This window comes from Microbulbifer maximicatervae (SeqCode) (assembly GCF_052467065.1).
This window is the reverse complement of record NZ_CP174299.1, coordinates 2,073,793-2,095,966: the sequence shown is the minus strand read 5'-3', so window position 1 is coordinate 2,095,966 and position 22,174 is coordinate 2,073,793. Positions and strand designations below refer to the sequence as shown.

Genomic DNA, 22,174 nt, shown 5'->3' with positions numbered 1-22,174 from the left:
TAAGACCAGTTGTATCTATATGGTTATTAGTGGTACCAAGCCCAGCAATGATTTTTCATCAATATCACTGCCGGGCTTATATACAATTCTCTATTCTACTGTGTAACTAAAGTCCCCTTCTTCCGTTGCGGATACTTTAATTGCCTTCACTTCTTCACCACGCGCCATTTTATCCAAACATTCACTAGCCAATTCCGGCAATAATGTTTTGTTCAGAATAACTTCAATATTACGAGCACCTGTATCAGCTTCGTGGCAACGAGCAACAATGTTAATCAAAACATCCTCGTCATAGCTAAAGGAAGCTCCGTAATGCTCGTGAACGCGCTTTTCAATCTTACGCATATTGATTCTGCAAATCTCTACCAGATTCTCATCATCGAGAGGGTAATAAGCAATCACATTTGCTCGACCGAGGAAAGCAGGCTTGAATTTTTGTAGCAGATGTGGGCGGATATTGTCCATCAATACATCTGGCTCGGGCTTTTCTTCTACCTGATTGAAGATAGCTCTAATTGCATCCTCCCCTGCATTGGAGGTCATAATTATTACGGTATTCTTGAAGTCGATATCCCTTCCTTCACCGTCTTTAATGGTCCCCTTGTCAAACAGGTTATAGAAGACATCTTGTACACCTGGGTGAGCTTTTTCCATCTCGTCCAATAAGATTACCGAATAAGGCTTACGGCGTGCAGCTTCGGTAAGAACACCGCCCTCTCCGTAACCTACATAGCCGGGAGGAGAGCCCAACAGCATAGATACTTTATGCTCTTCCTTGAATTCAGCCATATTGATGGTCGTGATATTTTGCTCACCACCAAACAGCTCATCAGCCAAGGCAAGGGCTGTCTCTGTTTTACCTACACCGCTAGTACCACAGAACATAAATACACCCACCGGTTTACGCGGGTCTGTCAAGCCTGCTCGAGAAGTGCGAATTGCCTGAGCGACAGCCTCGATAGCATGGGGCTGACCAATAACACGTTTATTCAGGCGCTCTGCCAAAGTTTTCACAGCAATAATTTCATCGCTAACCATCTTGCCGACAGGAATTCCAGTCCAGTTGGCAACTACTGCGGCAATAGCCTGTTCATCAACAGCTGGCTGCATTAACGGGGTATCCCCCTGGATAACTTCCAAATCCGCAGTTAATGTTTTGAGCTGCTGCTGATAGTCGGTTAATAAGGCCTCGTCGGGTGTATCTTCACCTTCGCCACCTTGGGCCTTCATAAACTCTATATCGATCTGATCGCGGAGTTGCTGAATCTGTCCGATTAGCTCGTTCTCTTTAAGCAGTTGCTGCTCGAGAACTTCCAAACGCTTTTCTTCAGAAGCTTTAAACTCTTTTAGCTCTGCCAGTTGCTCCTCATGCTCACCCATTGCCGCGTTTTCACGCTCAAGTTTAGCCAGGGTAGTATTAGTGCGATCTATATTGATACGAGCATCTTCAATCGCCCCAGGAGTAGCAGACTGACTGAGAGCGACACGCGCGCAGGCCGTATCCAGTAAGCTAACAGACTTATCTGGCAATTGGCGCCCCGGAATATAACGATGAGATAATTTGACCGAAGCTATGATAGCTTCGTCCAGTATGCGTACTTTATGGTGCTCCTCCAACGAGGTTGCAATACCACGCATCATATCAATCGCGTTGCTCTCATCAGGCTCTTCAACTTTTACTACCTGGAATCTACGGGTCAGAGCAGGATCTCGTTCAAAATATTTCTTATATTCCGCCCAGGTTGTGGCGGCTAAAGTACGTAATTCACCGCGTGCCAGTGCAGGCTTCAGGAGGTTAGCAGCATCTCCTTGCCCTTCTTTACCACCCGCGCCAATCATGGTGTGTGCTTCATCAATAAATAGAATAATTGGCGTTGCAGATGCTCGCACTTCTGAAATTACAGACTTCAAGCGGTTTTCAAACTCACCTTTTACACTGGCGCCAGCCTGGAGAAGTCCCAAGTCAAGCGTGCGTACGGCTACACCGCGCAATGGCTCAGGTACATCACCACTAGCTATTCGAAGAGCAAAACCTTCAACGACAGCAGTTTTACCAACACCTGCTTCACCAGTCAGGATTGGATTATTTTGGCGCCGGCGGGTTAGGATATCGATACATTGGCGTATTTCCTCATCACGACCAAGTACAGGGTCAATCTCTCCCTTCTTCGCTCTTTCAGTTAAATTGATTGTATATTTGTCCAGAGCCGGAGCTTTAGAAGCAGCTGCAGCAACTGCAGCTGCGCCATCATCCATATCCGCCGTAGCGCTAATATGGCTAGACTCTCCACTTTGTCCAAACATTGCACGAGCGGTTTCGCGGATTGATTCTGGAGCTATCTCTTTCAGTTCTGGGCAGGATTCTAAAATCTGGCGACGAGAAGTTTCTTCCAGTAAAAGCGCAGCCAAAAAGTGTCCGGAACTGATTGCTCTATGTCCATAATCAATAGAAGCCAGCATCCAAGCATTCTTCGCTGCTTCTACGATAGTTGGGGACAGGGCTGGTGGACGGCTGCTGCCGGCCCGAAATCCAGCAATCGCTGTAGCCAGCTGCTTGGCAAAATTTGCTGGATTACAGTCGTGTTTTTCCAACAGATGGTAAAGGTCAGTATCAGACTGATCCAAAAGTTTCAGTAACCAATGCTCTAATTCAACATTGTACTGGTTCTGTGACAGACAAAGCCCAGCAGCGCCCTCTAGTGAGTCACGCATATGCGGAGTCATGGTATCAACCAATCGCTTCAAATCGATATTGATCACGTTGAATATCCTTTCCTAAATAATAATGTTGTTAATTTTACTTATGCAGCAGGTAAAGCTTCATCAGGTGAAATATTGTCTGCACTTAAGGTTATTTGTACTAACCTTTCACCATCTTGTTCACTAGCCATGTGAGTATTCCATCCCAGTAAAGGTTCATTCTCAGCTTTTCTATTTAGCTGGATAGGTGCCACCTGGCTGGTTGAAAGTGTCACCGACAACTCAAAATCCAGTTCAATACCAGCACTAAAGCGAATAAACTCCTTAAGCGATTCCAACTTTTTCGTACCGGGAGCAATAGTCATAAATTGCTCATAAGGCATTGACTCTATAATTACCTGAAATTTATTCTGGGCTTGGAAGCAGTGCGTCCCCAGAATGGTATTTACTCCCAAGCAATTATTAATACCCTTCGGCACCTGAGCACTGGGCAATCGGCACAAAATATCATCCGGCAACTCATCCCACTGTCCCTGAAATTGCTCGATGCTTACCGTTAAATCAAAATAATGCTTGATCATGCTGGATAAAGCGGTAGCGGAACAGCGTCCACTGGAAAGGTGTCCCCCCATTCCAACAAGGGCTTCATCCGGTATCGGCATTCGATAGCGCATTTCATTTGTACCAAGCCCTGCAAGGGACGCAAGAGCCTGGGTAAACTTGTCTGGCTCTCGAGAATTCTGCAGCCGTTGCCGTTCATAATTCACAGGCAACTGGTATTTATGCCAAGCTTGATAAAAGAGAGAGATACTCCGGTGATTAAACATATCCAGAAAATCACGCAGTGCCGTATTGTTCTCCCTAAGCTCCCTCTGCACTAACTCAGTCAAGTAATACGGCATCACCCCCTGACTACCGATTAACCCTGTAAAACCCACCTCCATATGCCACTGATGAGTTTCATTTTCATCGGGCTCTTCATGTACAACATTTTTTTTCTCTAGACGTAAAACATCCGAGCTAACAAAAGACAAACCAGATTGAGCACTAAACCGAATCAGTTCTTTAGTCGGAGGGGCAGCGCTAGCTATAGGTTCTTTACTAAAACCTGTACCTGCCAGATGTACTGCACGCTCTACCAGCCTTACCGCTTGAAAAAAATCAAAGTTATAAGGCTCTCGGCGTAAACGCTCAATTACAGTAAAGCTTTTTCGCCGGCGCGAGGTGGCCATCGCTTCAACTCCCCATCTCGACCACTCATAGTGGCAATCAGTTTTGTAAATGAATTAATTGAACAGTATAAGCCCAGGAAACGCTCTATGATGCTAGCAAATAACAATGGACTTGTTCCTGTTAACATCATGGAATCAAGTTCAATCTCAACTTCCGTGCCGCGACATAAAACTACACTTTGATCTATTTGAATCGGAGCAGTAACTGGTTTAGTGTTAAGCTTTAACAATGATTCGATTAAATTGCGCGTACTAGCAGAGTCACGGAAGTCATAAAGCCTAAAAATTTCTTTTAACGCATTACATCCCTCTGCACCTGAAAGGGAAAGATGATTTAAGTTAAGGTGGGAAATTAACCTCCAATACCCTCGCTCTCGTCGAGGCGGCCGTATAGTTGCTGTTGGGGAAACCACACAGCTAATTCGGCTAACTGGCAAATCACCATCAACAACCTCTAAATATGGTTGGGCGCTACCACTAGGTAATTTTTTGGCCAGATTTCGATTACAGCAAGTTAACTTAATATCTAATGTCTGATCACTAATTCTATGCGGATTAAAGTCCAGATCGACTAAGCTTATATCAATCTCAGATGCTTGTTCATTCCGATGCTCTCCTTCGATCACATCTCTGCGACGACTAAACCAAAAGGCAGATTGATCAGCATGATGTTGACTGTGTCGAATTCCATAGAAAGGCCGGTAACTGGTTGTCTCTCCATCACCATTAGTTGCCGCTACTTCATCCACTGAGTATATTTCTAAGCCATCACTTCTACGAGCATCAGGGACCACATGGTAACTATACTGCGAGTGATTAAGTGGAATAGGATCTGCACTTTGTTTAAATAAATTAACAACCGGAGCACAACCCAAGGCAAACATGCTTGGAGAAATCTGTTTTTCTAACTCTTCATGAGTTTCGGATAAATAAAAATACAGATTTAAAGTATCGTCAAAGCTCTCGTTTAACGCCTCACCAATATTTAATATATCCAAGAAAAGGAACTTTTCCGGAAAAGCAAAATATTCAGTTAGGAGTCGATATCCTACGAATGCGGTATCAGGATATGGTAATAAACCCTCCTCTGGACTTAGCCCTACTTGACTTATTTCATCAGGAGAGAGAAAAGTTGGCTTTGGATCACTCTCCCCATTGGCAACAACCAACCTTACACACTTACTTAATAGCAAGTCATATAAACTATAGATATGAGATGGTTGGCCACGAAGGAAAAAGCGGAGACTCTCAGGGTTTAACTCAGAAAATTTAATGCTTGGGCTAAAAGTTTTAAGGGACAATTTTAAAACTGCATTAGCGCCCTGAATATCATTACAGCCCGGGGCAATAAATGGCCTTGGCATCAGGGTGGCACTCACCGCCTGAAATGGACAAATTTCTGCCGGGTAACAAGTTGTAAAGCGGCAGGTTTGCCCTTGAAAGCTATCACTTTCGAGTAACGTCTTTCTTTCTACCCTGGTTATCGCATCCAAGTCCTTTTCCGGTTCAAACTGGACAATGGCACAAGAGGGAATAGGACGAAGATAATGAGGATACAGAGTTTCCAGCATTGCATCTGTTAACTCCGGAAAATCATCACTCAGCTTTTGCTGCACCCGAGCGTTCATGTAAGCGAAACCAGACAACAATCGCCCTACTAAAGGATCATCAACTGTGTCTGCATCCAGCTGAAGCCGGGATGCGGCAGCAGGGTGCATCTTTGCAAATTCAGCAGAAGTTTGCTGAATAAATGCGAGCTCTCGCTCGTAGAGATCTATTAATTTTTCACTCATCACATAATCTCAGAGACATCCACCAGTTGGGTAACTGGGTTGAGTGCCGAATCAAATACAATTACTTCCGATGCTGGATTTACATGTAATACAGCTTCAACACGAAAGCGTATACTAGGATCTTCGACATCCACTTTGTCTTGGGTGGTTACTTTTACCGAACGTATTCTGGGCTCAAAATTTAAAATTGTTTTTTCAATATCTCGACAAAATTGTTTTCGGCTAGCGGCAGAGGAAAGATTGACTGTTGATAGGTCTGGCAACCCGTAGTTAATATTCGACTGTTCTAAATTTTCATGAGTTGAAGGTGCGGAAATACATTTAAATCTTGTATTGAACAAGTATTCCAAATCACGACGCACCCCTTCACGCAACTGTCTCAACACTTGATGGGATTGATGTACATCCAATTTACTAGATGATTGTAATAATCGATCCAATACCGGGGCCAATAATCGCTTTTCTCTAACCATAATAATTAGGTAGCTCCGACGCCGATTGTTGCCAATGCGGTTGTAAGTTTTAGCTCAGATACAAGATGGTCAACGGTGTAATGGCTCTTGAGATGAATCACACTTTGATAGCTACCCGCCTTGCCTGGCTCATCCGTTACTTGCACCCGGGACTCCCGTAGAGGGTATCGAGCCTGCATTTCCCAGGAAAGGTCATCCCTTCCCGTTGTGTATTCATCCAGCCAATGTTGCAACTGCCGCTCGCAGTCTGCAGCATTCATATACGCACCCACCTTATCCCGTATCATTACTTTGATATAATGAGCAAAGCGGGATGCGCAAAGTATTTGTTGTAACATGGAGCTAATACGCGCATTAGCCGTGGCTGCTTTAGAAGTGTATTGCTTCGGCCTTTGAAGTGATGGAACACTATTAAAGGCGCTGTAAGGAGTATCGTAACAATGACTCAAGCATACATACCCTAAGTCACTTAAATCCCGCTCAGCAAAATCAGTTACCAAAATTGACGTGGCCATTCGGATCATGCCAGGAGTACTATCTGGCCTATAAGGCACCATTGGTAGCTGGGTTACCAGCCCTCCCCCCAGATGGTCACGTGCAACCCCTCTAATATGTGAAAACCAGCCAACTTCACTAAATTCTCTTAACAGGACGGCACCCAATGCAAAGCAGGCGTTCCCCCACAAATAATTCTGGTTATGGGATGCCCGTACCTGCTCCTGAAACCTTAAACCACGGTAGGATGAAAATTCCTGATTATAAGGTTCTCTCATCAAAACTTGAGGAAGCGTCAAAGCAATAAATCGGCTGTCTTCCAGGTCCCGAAGGCCATTCCATCGAATGTATTCTTTTTGACGGAACACCTCTGAAAAATTGATAGGCTTTGCTAGATCCGAAAAGCTGTCTACACCAAAAAGTTGCGGTGCTGATGCACAAACAAACGGTGCAAAGGCTGCAGCTGCAGTATGTGCGATGCCCTGCAAAGTAAAGACATCATCATAGGGGTGGTCAGGCAGTGGCCGATGGGATACATAATAATCTCCAAGTAACAAACCGAATGGCTCGCCACCTGGAGTACCAAACTCTTCATTGTATATAAGATGAAACAGGCCAGACTGGTCAAAATCCGGGGCCCGCTCTATATCCTTCGCCAGGTCTTTCCAGCTGGCATCTAAGAGTTTGATTTTAATATTTTCAGCGTGGGGTGTATCAAACACCAATAAGGATAGCCCCCGCCAGCTCGCTTCAAGTCTCTGAAACTTCTGGTGATGAATTATACAATTCAACTGGTCACAGATTAGCTCGTCCAACTCGGCGATAATTCGACTCAGATAATGGCGAACGGAATAATTATCCCTATTTGTACAGGGGGATAATTCTGTGAGCCAATATTCAAATGCAAAAAGATCATCCGGTTCCTGCAGAAATTTATGAAGCTCTCTCTGCTGCCCTCTCGCCAATTTCTCCGGTAGAACATCTGATTGATCTTCCGATATTTGGTCATGTGCTGCACGGGGCACCGGTATACTCCAACAAGAATTATTATTTGAATAAATAATGGTAAAACGCAGGCCTTGAACAAGGCCATGTGAAGAGAGAACCCGCCCCTAGAGGCGGGCCCGGAGCCTTATCCCGCAGATGGGATATTTGCCACCATACGCAAGGACGTCGTCAATTCTTCCATCTGTAACCAGGGTCTCAGATAGGCAATCGCACTATAACATCCAGGCTGACCCGGAATCTCTTTTACTTCCACACGGGCCTCAGAAAGCGGGTACTTCGCTTTCATTTCAGGGCTCGCGTCGGGGTTGGAGTTAGTGTACTGGGAGATCCACTTGTTCAACCAGCGCTCACAATCACCAGCTTCCATAAAGGAACCCACTTTATCGCGTGCCATTACCTTGAGGTAATGTGCAATACGAGAGGTCGCCATCAAATAAGGCAAGCGAGCAGAAATAGCTGCGTTAGCAGTGGCGTCAGGGTCATCGTATGCCTTCGCCTTTTGCGCACTTTGAGCACCAAAGAATACCGAGTAATCCGTATTCTTGTAGTGACACAGAGGCAAGAAGCCTTGAGCGCTTAACTCCGCTTCACGGCGATCGGTAATACCAATCTCTGTGGGGCATTTCTGATCGAGATCCCCATCGTCACTCTTGAACACGTGAGATGGCAGTCCTTCTACTTTACCACCACCCTCAGCACCGCGAATTGCAGTACACCAGGAGTTCTCAGCGAATGCTTGAGTCATGGTGGTGCCCATAACATAAGAAGCATTCATCCAGCAGTATTGATCGTGCTCTGCTGGACGGGAAACGCCGTCTTCATCCACTTCAAACTCTTCGAAGTCAAAAGCTTCAATCGGCTTGGTGTTAGCACCATAAGGGGTACGGGCTAGGGTACGCGGCATTACCAAGGTGACAAAACGGGAGTCGTCACTGTCACGGAAACTGCGCCACTTGATGTACTCGGCGGATTCAAAAATACCACCCAGATCTCTCGGCTTGGAAAGTTCCGTGTAGTCATCAAAACCAAACATGCCGGCACCGGCGGCTGCAACAAACGGACAGAAGCCAGCCGCAGCAACATTAGACATCTTGCTCAGAAGCTCGATATCCTCAGGGTGGCTGGTGAACTCGAAATCCCCGATCATTACGCCGTATGGCTCACCACCCGCAGTACCAAACTCTTCTTCATAGATTTTTTTGAAGGTCTGGCTCTGGTCGAACTCAACTGCCTTATCCAGGTCGCGGAAGAGCTCGCGCTTGCTCAGATTGAGCATGCGGATTTTCATGGTAGCGCCAGTTTCCGAGTTCATGACCAGGTGATTCAGACCACGCCATGATCCTTCCAGCTTCTGGAATTTCTCGTCATGCAAAATCGCAGACAGCTGCTGGGACATTGCCTTATCAATCGCGCTAACAGCTTTCTTGATGGTCTGGGTCAGGTTGCGATCCCAGGTGACCGTCCCTTTCATTACTTGCTCTGTCAAATTCGCAAGCAAGTCTTGTGCTTCTTGAGGCTCAGTTTGTTTAGTTGCCGCAATCGCCTGATCTAGGAGACTCGCCGATTGCTCTTCAGCTTCACTTCCTGCAACATTTTCTACTTCAGTGCTCATTCTGAGTCCTCTCCTTTATCCTCATTCAAGCCCAACTGGTCAGAGATAGCGCTGACGTTTTCTGTGCTCTTGAGAATATCCTCAAGTACTTTTTCAAGCTCCTCAGAGCGATCAGCTTTACTCAGCAGATCACGCAGCTTACTACGGGCTTCAAGCAATTGCTTTAGTGGCTCAACCTGCTCAACAATCTGCTCCGGCGAGAAGGCGTCCATGTTGTTGAAGTCGAGATCAACAGCCATCTTGCTACCGTCACCAGTCAGGGTGTTTTCCACCTGCAAGTTCAACTTTGGGTTTACTTTACCCATTACGTCGTTGAAGTTATCGCGGTCAATTTGGATAAACTTACGATCTTTCAGTGCCTTGCGATTCTCGGCATTATCACCAGAGTAATCACCCATAACACCCGCCACAAAAGGAAGCTCCTTTTTGACTTCGGCTCCGTTAGTTTCAACATCGTAAGTGATATGTACACGCGGCTTACGCACGCGCTTAAGTTTGTTGTGGATGCTTTCAGACATCTAAGGTCTCCTTTCCGACTTTAGGGACTGCTGTTCTCAGTTAATTACCAACCAGTGCTGGCTTCTTCTTGCGGTTGCTCACCCCAACCTTCATCAGAGACTGGCGCGGATACACTTTCAGTAGGTGTATCTGCGGCAACCGCAGGAGCTGATGACGTGCCACTTGTAGTCACTGGTGGGGTTATATATTTTTGTGTATCCGTGCCATCGAGACGAACTCCCGTCAATTGGGAGTAAAGCGCCTTCGACTGATCATCAGGTAGCAATTCAGACATCAATTGTGAAACGGTCATTCGTCCCCAGCCTATCAGCCTCTCCAGGCCGGGCGCCAGCGGCGTATGCGGCTCATAGGTACGAAAATACTTTGCCGCCTGCTCAAGCAATTTTAAGGCATCTTCTCTGGACACTACCGGACCGGTAGGGACAGCTACAGCAGAGGCAGCTACAGAAGTAACCGCTGCTGCAGCTGCATTTCCAGCTTGAACTTCCCCAGCAGGCTCTTCTGACGATTCAGGCGCCACATCTTCTTGAGTCTGCTCCATAGACTCCAAGTGCGTCTTATAAATAAAACGGCTTGTCCGCAACACCTCATCCAATAGAGATGAAATATTCGTGGACGGGGGGGCATCATGGCCGCAGCTTTGTCGCAGGCTATCATTTATGGTCTTAAAGTGCCCCAGCGCTGCCTCGATTGTCTGGACGAGGTTTTGAGCCCATTCACCACTCGCACTGTTTACACATTGATCAATCTGCTCAAGGTTGTAACCCAGCGTTTCTATTCGAGCAGCCTTAGCATCGTCATCTGCAATTCTGTCAGCATCCCGAGCCTGTTGGAATTGGAAGAATGAATAGTCCCCATAATCCCCTTCGGGAGTAATACCGGCACTGCGAATAGGCATTAGCAAGGTGCCATCACCACCATCACCATTCAAACCTGTCAGGGGTGCTACTTTTGTTTCAAGGCCGTCTTCGTCTGGTAAGGGATACAGACCTTCCCAATATTGCTCTACTAACGAGTCAATCACCTGCAGGCCATCTCTCAAGCCAATAAAGCCATGTAAGCGAATCAAGGCCTCGGTATACCAGCTGGCAACCTCCAAGTCCTTACTCTTTTTCCCTAGGATATTTTCTGCAGCTTTTGCTACATCCCTCCAAGGTGCGAGTAGGTCTGTATCTGCATCATCGAACATTGCGGAGCGTTCAGCAGCTCTTGCACTGTTGCGAGCATCTTTGATCGAGTAATAATCAGAAGTTGGCGAACGATCTTCTCGGATATCTTCCCCTACGGGATTATCCTCTGAGATTGGAGCAACTAATTCATCGATATTTATCGTGTTTGGGAATGCCATCAAAAAAGGCCCTTATACCGAATCAAATCCTTTAATCAGAATTCTGAGAAGAGTACACGTTGTAGATATCTAATCAAGGCAAATAATGCGCTTGGTACCTATTACTTTAAAAAACATGTTCAGTTGACAATTTTACGCTATTTATTTTTGTTAGATTTTGGCTTCTTATTCCAAGCCATTACATAGGAACTGCTGTTGAATCGCAACTCCCCATACTAGTCACAAGTTTAAATGTGGCAAAAATATGCAAAAACTCAGACCTACTCTTTTCAAAGTTCTCAAGAGATGACCACAAAAACACAGAATAGAAACTATCCGGACTCTGAAAGAAAGTGACCAAATAGCGAACTGGTGTTTTTACAACCTCAGCAGACATCTCATAAATATGGCCATTTTGACTGTTACTTATCAGTGGTTCAGGCCCGGATATAATAACGCCATTTTCCACTCTAGTCAGACACTGATGTATTTGTGCTTTACCGAAATGCTCAATCGACAAATCATGGGGAAGCAGAGATCGATCTTGCTTTAGTACGATCAAATAGCGACTTAGCTCTGAACTTCCGGCCTGAATCACAGCTTCCCTATTCAGATTGTCAAACCCTTGCCAACCGGCTGGAATACCAATAGAAACTGTGCCATCAGTACTTTCCAAAAATTCTAGAGCCGGAGGTAACGGAGGGTCACCACAATTACTAGACTTTTCAGTACAGTGTATTAATTGATCACCCAAGCAGAGCTGAGTATGCCATCCCGCCTCCCAGAACTTTTTCATTAGCTGGCAGGCTTCCCTTCTATCTTCCGTAGCCTTGATTTGAGATTTTGCCCCAGTCAGCAGTCCTTTTATTTGACTAAAGCCCAAACCAAATTCACGCCCCAATGCAGCAATTGCATAGCGCCGCTCTACAGAACCTCTTATCTCTCCAGTAAAAATTATTCTGTAAGACATATCAGTAACCTTAGCTTCCTGCTCTGATACTCACTTTACAACCAGAACCTCTAATACAATTATCTCAATTCAATCAAACTTTATAGGTTTTCTTAAATTAACGTTCTGATCAATAAATCCATAGATGAAAAGTAAAAGTCCACTCTTAATATCAGTGAAGAATTTTCGCATGAAATTTTTTATGCAGCGCACTTAAAGCTGTCGACTTCTGCAAGGAGAAAAGATGTGCATAAATAAAAGGCAAACAGCCTGATTCACGCAATTCCAGGAAAGCTGCAGAATCAAGCTCTCCCAATCTCTTCTCTGAAATACAATAAACACCTGTTAATTTATGCTTAACATCACCTGGCAAATCTATATTTATTTCTTTTTCTACCAGCAAATTATTCCGCTGCAAAATACCGACAAACTTCCAAACCTGCGTCTTTTTAAGATGGATATCCTCTAAGCGGCGCTGCGCTTCCAATAAGTGACCACTTGGATTCCCATTCTCTTCAAACAACCTAACACCTAAAGAACTATTTCCGTCTTCAGATAATAGAGAGGATTCAACGCAAACAAATGCATTGGAAGAGTCACCTTCTTTATATTTTAAATAGAAGGGATAAGAGCGAATAGATGCGGGAATATAATCACCCTGCCATTGTCCCTCTTGCCAAAAAAGGTTTTCTCCAGGTGTTACGCCAAGTAATGCACAGCTCTCAAGCTTTCCCGTCTCTTTTGATCGAGCAAATATAATAGGACAGGCACGCGCCACCGGTATGAATTCAGGCAATAAGATTGGGCAAATATGCGAATTCTTACTGTGGGAAAGATCACTTTTGATTAATTTGCAATTGCGATGCTTCTTCTTATCCAAGATAACCAGCTGTCTCACGCTGTGCCCTCAATCCTAACTTATATTCTTCTGTAACTGCACACCAAGCATTGAGCTATAGAGCTCAGGGCTTGGCAATGATGGGCACAGCAAGGTTGTCGGGGCCAAGTGTTGAGACCCCTCACTCCACCACAGACTATATGCGGAGTAGCTACTTTTGCTCATCTGCCCTAATAGACCTGCAAAACCTCTTTCCAGACTATTCGATTGGCCTGTGGAGACGACAAAGTCTCCCTGTGCTGGAGGCAGAGAGATAATGCCCGCCCTGTCAGGGGGAGCACTAAATGCCTCACATAACTGGTCTGCATGTAGCATATTTTGTAGCGATGTAATTGCTAATTCAGACAAGCTCTGGAACCAGCTCTTAGCATCAGACATAAAAGCAAATGCATCCACTACCGGGGATAGCGGAGCAGCAAATGTCAACGGAAAATAGCGCCCAACACTATCCACACTAGGTACTAAAATTCCGGCCCACGCATTGGCATCAATGATGCCTTTACTGTGGACAAACCTCCAAACAGGACTGGTCAAGTAGTAGTCCAACCACTCTTGACCTACGAGTTCGCGAGAACCGAATACCGCTCGTTGTAACCAGCCATCCCATACAGTGACAAAACTACCCGGCAGCTGTCGCTGAACAAAGTCCCCGTGACCCGGCAACTTACCAAAAATACCAACTGTATTTTGCAAATCATCTACTCCGTCTACAGGGTCTCAGGGCATCGATATCCGCGGAGTAAACTGCGGTCGAATGGATTGTTTACATTAGATGCAATCAATTTAAATTGAGCCTTTCGCCCTTCCTCAGAGAAAGTGACAAAGTGTTCTGCATTACTTCGCCCGGCTTCCAAATCTGAGCTCGCTAACAGTCTGTACCATGCCCAGTCCCCTTCAAAATGCTTGCGATGAACAGTCTCATTCAGATCTTCAAAGATAATGCGAACCCGATTACTTTCACCACCACGCCAAGTCAGCTTTTTAGTGGTTTTAGGGCCATGGGAGTAAGGAACTCGCTGCTCTCCAAGTTCAAGTTCAAACAAACGAACACTGGAATCCAGTTTCGTTGGCTCAATACGGAAAGAGTAAGAAGCTCCTTCGCCGGCACTGAAGAAAGTTTTTCGAATACGTTCAGCTCGACGCAACTGGGAAAGGGCTTCCCTTGAAAGGCTAATACCCTGCCCTTCAACGTATTTGATTTTCCAGTTTCTGGTATCCACAAATGGTTTCAGATACTGATTGACAAATTTCTCCTCAATACCACCTGGTTTGAAGTACTGGTTAAACTCCATCACCGGCACTTCCTGGTCACGGTCGCTGCGCAGTGGGTACCGGTTTGCCAGGCTATTGCTATAGCTTTGATACACCTCTTCACGCCAGACACGGTTTATATGCGCCTTAGTCTTGGCCATTACCAGTCCCCAAGCGCTGTCAGCAATATCTGTCAGCCACTGGTCAAAAGGTGCTGGTGCATTAGCAGCCTTAACCCTTAACTGTTTAATCGCATCGCTACCGCCGGCAAAACGCGCTTTGGCACGTCCAAAAGCCGCTTGATTCGAATCGGGAGCGCTGTCGATCTCAGTGAGGTATTCCTGAATTTTATTAATAGTATCCAGGTATTCTTGGATACGCGCTGGCCGCCCCTTCTCACTCTGAGTGATTCGCTGGACCTCCTCAAACCTAACATCAACAATGTTTGGCTTGTAATGATCCTGCAAGGCACTGGTTGCACTACCCAGTGCGGCTTGTCCCAACTTTCGAGTAGTACTGGATACAGGTAGCGGTACCCCAGAAGCATCGACTGGAACCTCAGGGCGAAGGGTCAGACGAGTGTTATCTGAAGTTATCTCGGTAATCGCAAGCAGGGGTGAGTAAATAGGATCAGACAACTTTGACAACACATCCAATGCCTGTGAAGTGCTACCAAACCTCTGTATTTTGAACCCGCCAAGGAAGCCCTGCCAACGCTGTAAGTACTCCCCAAGATAGATTCGTTTTACTTCCTCACCAAGCTTTTCACGGTCGGCTTCGGTAAAGTCCTCACCACTCAGATCTCCTCCATATATCCAGCGTTCTTCAGCCATATTTGTCATCAGCTGAGAGTCCGCTCCAAAGTCCAGTTCTTTATAGCCCGCCTTTGTATAGAGGAAGGGAATCGTGAAGTTTGGATTATTGGCCCCCATACCAAAAATTTGCTGAGTGTCTCCACCAATTTCCTGGTAGAGATCTACAGGGGTCAATCCGAAGTCACTATTTTGTAGTTGAGCAAATAACCGCTGAGGTACAGGGATACGACGCAGTTGCTGTCGCGCGCGAGCTACCACCCTCTCATTCTCTTCAATTGAATTGGGGAGAGGCTGAATAAATAGTTGATCCAGGTGGTAGCGCAGCTCTTCCTGCCTCCCGGCTTCACCGGGTAACTGACGCTCCCAGCGAGCAGTGTAATAAGCCTCTATGGTTTTCAAATCCATTTTATCTGGATTAAAAAACATCAAATAGGTTTTGAGAGTACTTACCAAAGCGGGATCATTACTTCCGAGACGACTTAAGTCACTCTCTATATCACGAAGTAAAGCGGGAAGATAAATAGTTTCTAATTTATGGCGATAGAGATCATTTGCCGCGGTATCAATTCTGGTGTCATAAAGCCCCAAATTGCCAATCCACGGATGTTCCTCACGATCGTAGACCGCACTAGCCCGCTTCAAAGGCTCTAACAAATTTAAGGCACTGATGGGCGTAATATTTTTACCTTTCAGCTCACTCTCTGCACCTTGGTACGCGCTGAGATTATCGCTAACCTCTCCCATGGATAATTTATTCTGTGCGAGACTGCCACTCCATAAGAAAATAGCTCCGACAAAGCCTCCCGCCAAAGTAGCAAAAACTCCCCGGCGTAACCAAAGGTTAGCTGACTCAATCCGGCGATTAACGCCTACTAATTCAGCCTCGGGGAAAACGACATCCTTCAATAGTCGATGCAAGAAAAAGCTCTTACCAACACCCTGGAATTTTGGCCCGACGCTACGCTCTAGTCCAAAATCAGCGGTTACGGAGGACATCATACGGTCAACAGGACTGCCCTCCTGAGTGCCACTAGTAAAGTAGACCCCTCTGACCATAGGGACGGTTTCGTAACGATTTGGACCGAAAGTCTGCTTTACAAAATCTGTCAAAATATCTGTAAGGCTTTCCATTCGGGCAGGAAAACCTTGCAACAACGCCCGCTTCTCTACATTCCTCTCCTGATGAACACGCCACAATACGCGTTGGTTCAAACGCTCTATCAGCTGCTCAAATTCTGCTTTGAAATTATCGAGAGGGGCCCCTACAGTGGCATTAGCTTCACGGGGAAAACTCATTCCCCAAACTTGCTCACGCTCAGCTTGAGAGAGGTTGTCGAAAAACTCTGTAAAACCTGCAACTAAGTCACATTTTGTGAAAGTGAGATAAATCGGGAAGCGAATACCCAACTCTTGTTGCAGTTCATTTACACGCTGGCGGATAATTTTTGCCTGGTGTTGGCGCTGCTCTTCCGTTTGCACCATTAAATCTTGCAAGCTAATTGCAACCAGAGCACCATTGATCGGGCGGCGGCGGCGGTATCTTTTCAATAAGCTCAGAAAAGCTTTCCAAGCGCTATTATCGTAAACCCGGTGACTGTCCTGAGTCGTATAACGCCCTGCGGTATCAATTAAAACTGCATCATTGGTAAACCACCAATCACAGTTACGGGTGCCCCCTACCCCACCCAGGGCTTCCTTCCCATGACTCTGCGCCAGAGGAAATTCCAACCCGGAGTTCACCAGGGCTGTTGTTTTACCACAACCGGGAGGCCCAATAATGATGTACCATGGAAGCTGATAAAGGGAAACTTGTCCCTTGTCAGATTTAAACCGAGCACTACGTAATACACCCATCGCTTCACGGAAGCGACCAGAAAGAGCATTCAACTCTTCCAGCGAGCGTTCTTCGTCTGGATCTGTAGAATCGGCTTCTTGTGATTCCTCAATGCCTTTTATTAAAGCCTGGTTTTGGCGTCTCTCTACCAACCATTGGCTAATATTCCACACAAGCCAAATAGCAAAAATAAAAACAATAATAGTTAGCCGGACAGAGTGAGAAAGCGTGGCATTATCACTACCAAACTTAATGTAATCAGCCGCAAACCAAATGAGGAGGGAAAGAGCTGAGAGCCCTATGAGCCCCAACACCCACTTATTGGTAAAAAAGTTACGCAAGCGTTTCATGAATTGCTCCGTCTTCCAGGGTATCGACCATACCCAGGATCAATATCAGCCCGAGTGTTACCCTTCTCCTTGCGGAGACTCATCATCACTTTTGGACAAATCTAAAATCTGGTCCGCGACCGGTGTCGTCGTTTCATAGAGCCACCAGCGATAACCACTATAAGTTGCAAGTAACAATCCCAGGACAACACTCATAATCACCCAGAGGGGTATATAGTGAATCAGCCGGGATTTTCGCTCTACGCATCCTTGCCAACGCGGCGAAAGATCTCGGTCCATTGGCTGCTTGTGCTGTTCAATTGTTCTGTAGAGCTCATCACGAATCTGTTCTATTTGTTCGTGTCCACGCTGTACGAGCCGATACTTACCCTGAAAGCCCAAGCTCAAACACAGGTAAAAAAGCTCAAGGAGTTCCAAATGACTTGCGGGAGTTTCCAGCATGCGCTGCAAAATGACAAAACACTTCTCCCCTCCAAAAGTCTCTTTGTGAAATAGGCTAAGTAGAGAGTGCTGGCTCCAACCGCTAGCTGTACCCCAAGGCGTGGTCAAAACAACCTCGTCCACGACGGTACATAGTAAGTAACGGGCTGTTAGCACTGATTCAGGTGTTAAAGCCAGTTGCTTTGCCTCACGCTCGAAGCTTTGGATTTCCGTAGTAAGTCGCTTGTGCAGATCAGGTACGTTGGCGTGATTCATCGTTGTGCGCAATTTGATAATTACGCCTAACAATTTCGAAGCCGCAGACACCAATGGATTAAGACTGTTGCGGACCTGAGCCTCGACCGGGGCATCTTGGCTGGCAAAGAATTGTGGCTGAGCCTGAGCTGCTGCCGGTGCTGCTGCGGCACCGGGTGTCGGTATCAAAACCGTTCTATCCCCAGCATTAGGGGCCCGTGGAGGAGTAAAGCTGTCATTACTCATATTAATTATTCCTTATGGCCCAGAGTTCCATAGTTAATCCAGGGAACTCTGCGCCCAGATGCACTGCAAAACCACCCGAGCGAGTCATGGCCTGCCATAACTCTCCACTGCGCTCCACCTCAAAGTAAGTGAACCCTGCGTGATAGGGGATTTGTCGAGGAGCCACGGGAAGTGGGCGCAGAGTCAAGCCAGGCAACTGCGCAGAGATAAGTTCTCTAATCGCCTCAACTGGGGCAACCTTTGCCTGCGTGGGGAAGCGGCTGCGCAATAGATCGCCAGGCATATCCGCTTTTGCGGCCATAATAAAACTGGCTGATTTTAATAATGAAGGATCGGTAACCGGAGCAACATATATCCCGAATTTGCGCTGCACCAATTCCATTGCAATCGCTGTTTGCTCCAGTACTGTGGAGAGCGACTGCCTAAGTGCTGAAAACAGCCCAGCAAAGCTTACTTGCAGATCCTCATGTGCATACACCGGAATTTCTGGAGGGCGCTTAGACTGAGCAGTAAACGTCGAAAGTTCGCCTGCCAACTGCAATAATTCAAGAAATAAGTTGTGCGGATGTAATCGGGGCTGAGCCGTGATCTGCTTTAATAAGGGTTCAAAGCGGTTAATAACCTGCAGTAACAAATAATCAGCAATTTCTGCAGATCCGCTTCTTCCGCTGTCGCTCAAACGATGACCCAGAGCCGAGCCTCGATGGTCGAGCAATCCTTTTACTTCTTCAATATATGCATTGATAACCGCAGAAGTCTCCGCATTTAACAGCGGTGGGATATAGTCGGAATCAAGCTCTACCGGCTTTTCTGGTTGGCGCTCTTTAATTCGGGCAACTCCAACCGCAGCATAGCCACTCAGATCATCACTACCTAATTTGAGACAAGCTCTTAACTTTCCGACTTGGATACGCGCGGACTCACCAGAAGACGCCGCACTATTACGGGCATCAAAGTTCGAAGCCTGATAACGTGCCTGCGGGAAGTCCTCTTGATCTCGAATCGACTCCTGGCTACCTGGGCGCTTCATCGGCACACATAAGTAGACTATTTCATCACGAGTATTAACCGGAACATCCAGAACATCCGGCAAATGCTCATTTTCAGGGGCAAGTATCGGGGTACCATCGGGAAAAACAGCTTTCACTCTCGATAGAGAAATTTTTCCCATCGATAATGGCTCACTATCGATCGCCAGCTCTACAATCCCCCAGGTATAAGGCCCGAGCGGAGCTGTGCGCGCTTCGACAAGCTGTTCGAGATAGCGATCCTGCTGTTGAAAATGCTGAGGGCGTAAAAACATGCCCTCGCTCCAGATCACTTTATTGTTTGCCGACATAAATGTTCCTTAAAAAGCTCTCGTAATATTTCCAGGGCAGCAATTTTTATTGCCCGGGCAATAATTTCTGCCCTATTGAGACCGCTGCATATCAGGGAGCGTTTTTTTCATTCTTTCATAATCTTCTTTGGAGATTGTTACTGTTTCCCCACTATCATCTTCACTGCCACGAGTAGTCAATTTTGCTCGACGACGCTTGGCAATATCATCTGGTGAACCAATTCGTACATCAGCCAGCGATACTTCATATTCATTTTTTTTGTGGTCTGTAATTGGCAGCACCATTAGTGCCTCTGCATCCTGATACTGTACAAACTCAGCTAGAAGCCCGATATATTTTACGTCCGGCGTTAAAGCCAGTTCTTCTATACGCTGTTCCCCTGGAGCAAACTCTTTAAGGATTACAGTATCAATCAAATCCTTGCCGAGGCGGGATTGAGCATTCTCGTAAAGGTTAAGAAAATCTTCACGGGCAAACTGGCGCTCGTCCGCGAGCATAAACACTCGTATAACAACGGGAGAAGCTCGGCCATCATCATCTGGGTTCACGTCATTCTGTGTCTCTACAACCAACTCGAGACTGGTATCCAGATTTAGAGTCCGCCTCGTTGTTTGGCAACCAACAACTGCAACTGCCAAAACAGCGATTAAACTGACCTGAAATAATTTTTTTATCGACACAAGCAATTCCCTCTTTTCCGTCAACTTATTAATTTTTAATGCTTCGCGCATTTTTTAACTCTGATAATTGATTTTCATAAGTAACTGCAAATTCATCACCAAACAACTTGCGATAGCAATTATCCGGATCACCAACTAGCTCCCTGTAAATTGCAGTAAATCCTTCCCATTTTTTTGCATTTTTGTTTCCAAAAACGCCGGAAGTATTCCCCAGTCTGCGCTCAATATTTTCCGGGCTAAAGAATTTGAGCATGGCGTTGTAACCTGCTCTCATTCCAGCCAAAACCGCAACTTGATGATCCGACAAATCATCAAAACTATCCTTCACTGCCTCAGCGGGATTCATAAAAGCACCGGTACCCGCAAACATGGCTTCCAATGCATCCCGTTCCGTAGCACTAAATTTCAGCGGATTATTAGCTTCCGTTTGAATCATGGTTCGCTGCACACGCAGCTCATTCTTTATGCTGTTTCTTGCGCGCAAAAGGTCAATAAGACGAGCTACTGTTTCCCGGACAATTTCAGCTGCTTGCTGGTCCGCCTGTTGCAACTGGACCGTGTTCATATTCAGGCCGAGAGTAGATGCAAAAACGCTCCCCCCTGAAGAACCTGTGGGCTGAGTTACTGGGGATTGCTGTAAATGCGAAAACTGCTGAGCTTGGGCAGCCAAATCCAGTTGTGGATTTGGTTTTGGCTGTAGTTGCGGTTGCGGTTGCGGTTGCGGTTGCGGTTGCGGTTGCGGTTGCGGTTGCGGTTGCGAGGACGATTGCCCGGAACCAAACCCTGGAGCACCATCAACTTGTTGCCCCTGCATAGCAGCGAAAGAGTCTGCAAAGGGGTTATCTTGAGCAGGCGGAGAAATTGGCTGCTGATTAAACCCTTGGGGCTGCCCTAACGGCTGAGATTGCATTGCCTGTGGCTGTAGCTGTGGCTGTGGCTGTGGCTGTGGCTGTGGCTGTGGCTGTGGCTGTGGCTGTGGCTGTGGCTGTGGCTGTGGCTGCATAGCCTGAGGTTGTGGTATCGGAGTTGCGACAGGTTGCTGTGAAATCCCCTGGAAACCACCCATAGGAACTTGCGGCTGCGGAGATACCACTTGAGATTCAGGCACCGCAACCGTCTCAACGACAGGTTCCGGTACCGGCTGGGGATTTATTTGCATTGAGTGCTGGTCAGCTGGCACATGATCATCGTCACTACCATCTTTCCACCACTCATCATCAGACCATTGATTACTGGATTGCTGCTGACCCGTAGAACCCACTAAGCCACCGACGGGTGACATCTCAGGAGCACCACCAACAAGACCAGACGGGTCAGATTGGCCAAAGGCAGCAAGTGGGTCCAGAGGGCCCGATTCCGAGGTGAGAAGACTATCGCTAGTTGGGGTATTAGCCTGATTACCCAGCCCAATCGAGCCCCACTCCCCAGTTTGAGCCACATCTGACTGCGGGCTGGAACCCGGCTCAAGCCAACTATCCAATTCTTTCGCTTCTGCCTGGCTTTGCATTTTTGCCATGGCATCCGCGCTGAATGTTGTTCGATCCGAGGTATCGAGAAAATCTGCACTTCCCAGACCTTTGGGAAGATCTCCCTCTTCCTTAGGCTGTCGCAGTGAAACTTTCAATTTATATTCCCCGAGAACGATCATGTCGCCCTCTTTTAATGGGACTTGATTTCCCTTTCCTAACGGATTTTCTGAATCATTGTAATAGGTTCCATTAGTACTAGTATCTACCAGAAAAAACTGATTATCGGTAAAGGAAATCTGTGCGTGTTTTGAGGAAACCACTCGATCTGGATCGGGTAAAACCCAATAATTATCGGCAGAGCGACCCAAACTGCCACCAGCTTTCGTGAACAGTTTTGTATGTTTAAGCATATTGGCGCCAGAAGGGTCGGCCAATACTGATAGAATTAGATCCATTTATTCCTGACTCACAATAGTGGTTTATTCATAGTCTTCAGGTAGATTTTTGC

The 22,174-nt window shown here is 46.4% G+C and carries 16 protein-coding genes; all 16 read right to left on the bottom strand.

The features are described 5' to 3' along the window. Positions 1-90 precede the first annotated feature (90 nt). Complete coding sequence (tssH, locus tag ACJJI1_RS09280) at positions 91-2,760, bottom strand: type VI secretion system ATPase TssH (RefSeq protein ID WP_444959157.1); 2,670 nt, start codon at positions 2,758-2,760, stop codon at positions 91-93. Positions 2,761-2,801: 41 nt separating this feature from the next. Next, positions 2,802-3,932, bottom strand: coding sequence for a type VI secretion system baseplate subunit TssG (tssG, locus tag ACJJI1_RS09275; RefSeq protein WP_444959156.1), 1,131 nt, complete (start codon positions 3,930-3,932; stop codon positions 2,802-2,804). After that, positions 3,896-5,725: a type VI secretion system baseplate subunit TssF gene (gene tssF / locus ACJJI1_RS09270; RefSeq protein ID WP_413664119.1), complete on the bottom strand. Its 1,830-nt coding sequence runs from the start codon at positions 5,723-5,725 to the stop codon at positions 3,896-3,898. Before tssF ends, tssG begins: the two co-directional genes overlap by 37 nt. Further along, on the bottom strand, positions 5,725-6,198 hold the full coding sequence (tssE, locus tag ACJJI1_RS09265) for a type VI secretion system baseplate subunit TssE (RefSeq protein ID WP_413664118.1): 474 nt from the start codon (positions 6,196-6,198) through the stop codon (positions 5,725-5,727). Before tssE ends, tssF begins: the two co-directional genes overlap by 1 nt. Positions 6,199-6,203: 5 nt before the next feature. Next, a complete protein-coding gene (tssC, locus tag ACJJI1_RS09260) occupies positions 6,204-7,718 on the bottom strand; it encodes a type VI secretion system contractile sheath large subunit (protein WP_444959155.1) in 1,515 nt (504 codons plus the stop codon). 107 nt (positions 7,719-7,825) lie between these two features. After that, a complete protein-coding gene (gene tssC / locus ACJJI1_RS09255) occupies positions 7,826-9,313 on the bottom strand; it encodes a type VI secretion system contractile sheath large subunit (protein WP_413664116.1) in 1,488 nt (495 codons plus the stop codon). Further along, on the bottom strand, positions 9,310-9,831 hold the full coding sequence (tssB, locus tag ACJJI1_RS09250; RefSeq protein WP_413664115.1) for a type VI secretion system contractile sheath small subunit: 522 nt from the start codon (positions 9,829-9,831) through the stop codon (positions 9,310-9,312). Before tssB ends, tssC (ACJJI1_RS09255) begins: the two co-directional genes overlap by 4 nt. A 44-nt stretch (positions 9,832-9,875) precedes the next feature. Then, on the bottom strand, positions 9,876-11,180 hold the full coding sequence (gene tssA / locus ACJJI1_RS09245; RefSeq protein WP_413664114.1) for a type VI secretion system protein TssA: 1,305 nt from the start codon (positions 11,178-11,180) through the stop codon (positions 9,876-9,878). Positions 11,181-11,358: 178 nt separating this feature from the next. Continuing rightward, positions 11,359-12,129 carry a hypothetical protein gene (locus ACJJI1_RS09240; protein WP_444959154.1) on the bottom strand — a complete coding sequence of 257 codons (771 nt, stop codon included), beginning with the start codon at positions 12,127-12,129 and terminating at the stop codon, positions 11,359-11,361. Between the two features lie 151 nt (positions 12,130-12,280). Further along, a complete protein-coding gene (locus tag ACJJI1_RS09235) occupies positions 12,281-13,006 on the bottom strand; it encodes a SapC family protein (RefSeq protein ID WP_444959153.1) in 726 nt (241 codons plus the stop codon). 15 nt (positions 13,007-13,021) lie between these two features. Next, a complete protein-coding gene (tagF, locus tag ACJJI1_RS09230) occupies positions 13,022-13,699 on the bottom strand; it encodes a type VI secretion system-associated protein TagF (protein WP_444911956.1) in 678 nt (225 codons plus the stop codon). A gap of 14 nt (positions 13,700-13,713) precedes the next feature. After that, positions 13,714-17,256: a type VI secretion system membrane subunit TssM gene (gene tssM, locus ACJJI1_RS09225; protein ID WP_413664110.1), complete on the bottom strand. Its 3,543-nt coding sequence runs from the start codon at positions 17,254-17,256 to the stop codon at positions 13,714-13,716. A gap of 57 nt (positions 17,257-17,313) precedes the next feature. Continuing rightward, complete coding sequence (gene icmH, locus ACJJI1_RS09220; protein ID WP_413664109.1) at positions 17,314-18,177, bottom strand: type IVB secretion system protein IcmH/DotU; 864 nt, start codon at positions 18,175-18,177, stop codon at positions 17,314-17,316. A gap of 1 nt (position 18,178) precedes the next feature. After that, a complete protein-coding gene (tssK, locus tag ACJJI1_RS09215) occupies positions 18,179-19,516 on the bottom strand; it encodes a type VI secretion system baseplate subunit TssK (RefSeq protein WP_413664108.1) in 1,338 nt (445 codons plus the stop codon). A gap of 72 nt (positions 19,517-19,588) precedes the next feature. Continuing rightward, positions 19,589-20,248, bottom strand: coding sequence for a type VI secretion system lipoprotein TssJ (gene tssJ, locus ACJJI1_RS09210; RefSeq protein ID WP_413664107.1), 660 nt, complete (start codon positions 20,246-20,248; stop codon positions 19,589-19,591). Beyond that, a complete protein-coding gene (tagH, locus tag ACJJI1_RS09205; RefSeq protein ID WP_444959152.1) occupies positions 20,226-22,121 on the bottom strand; it encodes a type VI secretion system-associated FHA domain protein TagH in 1,896 nt (631 codons plus the stop codon). The genes tssJ and tagH overlap by 23 nt, the downstream gene beginning before the upstream one ends. Positions 22,122-22,174: the final 53 nt, after the last annotated feature.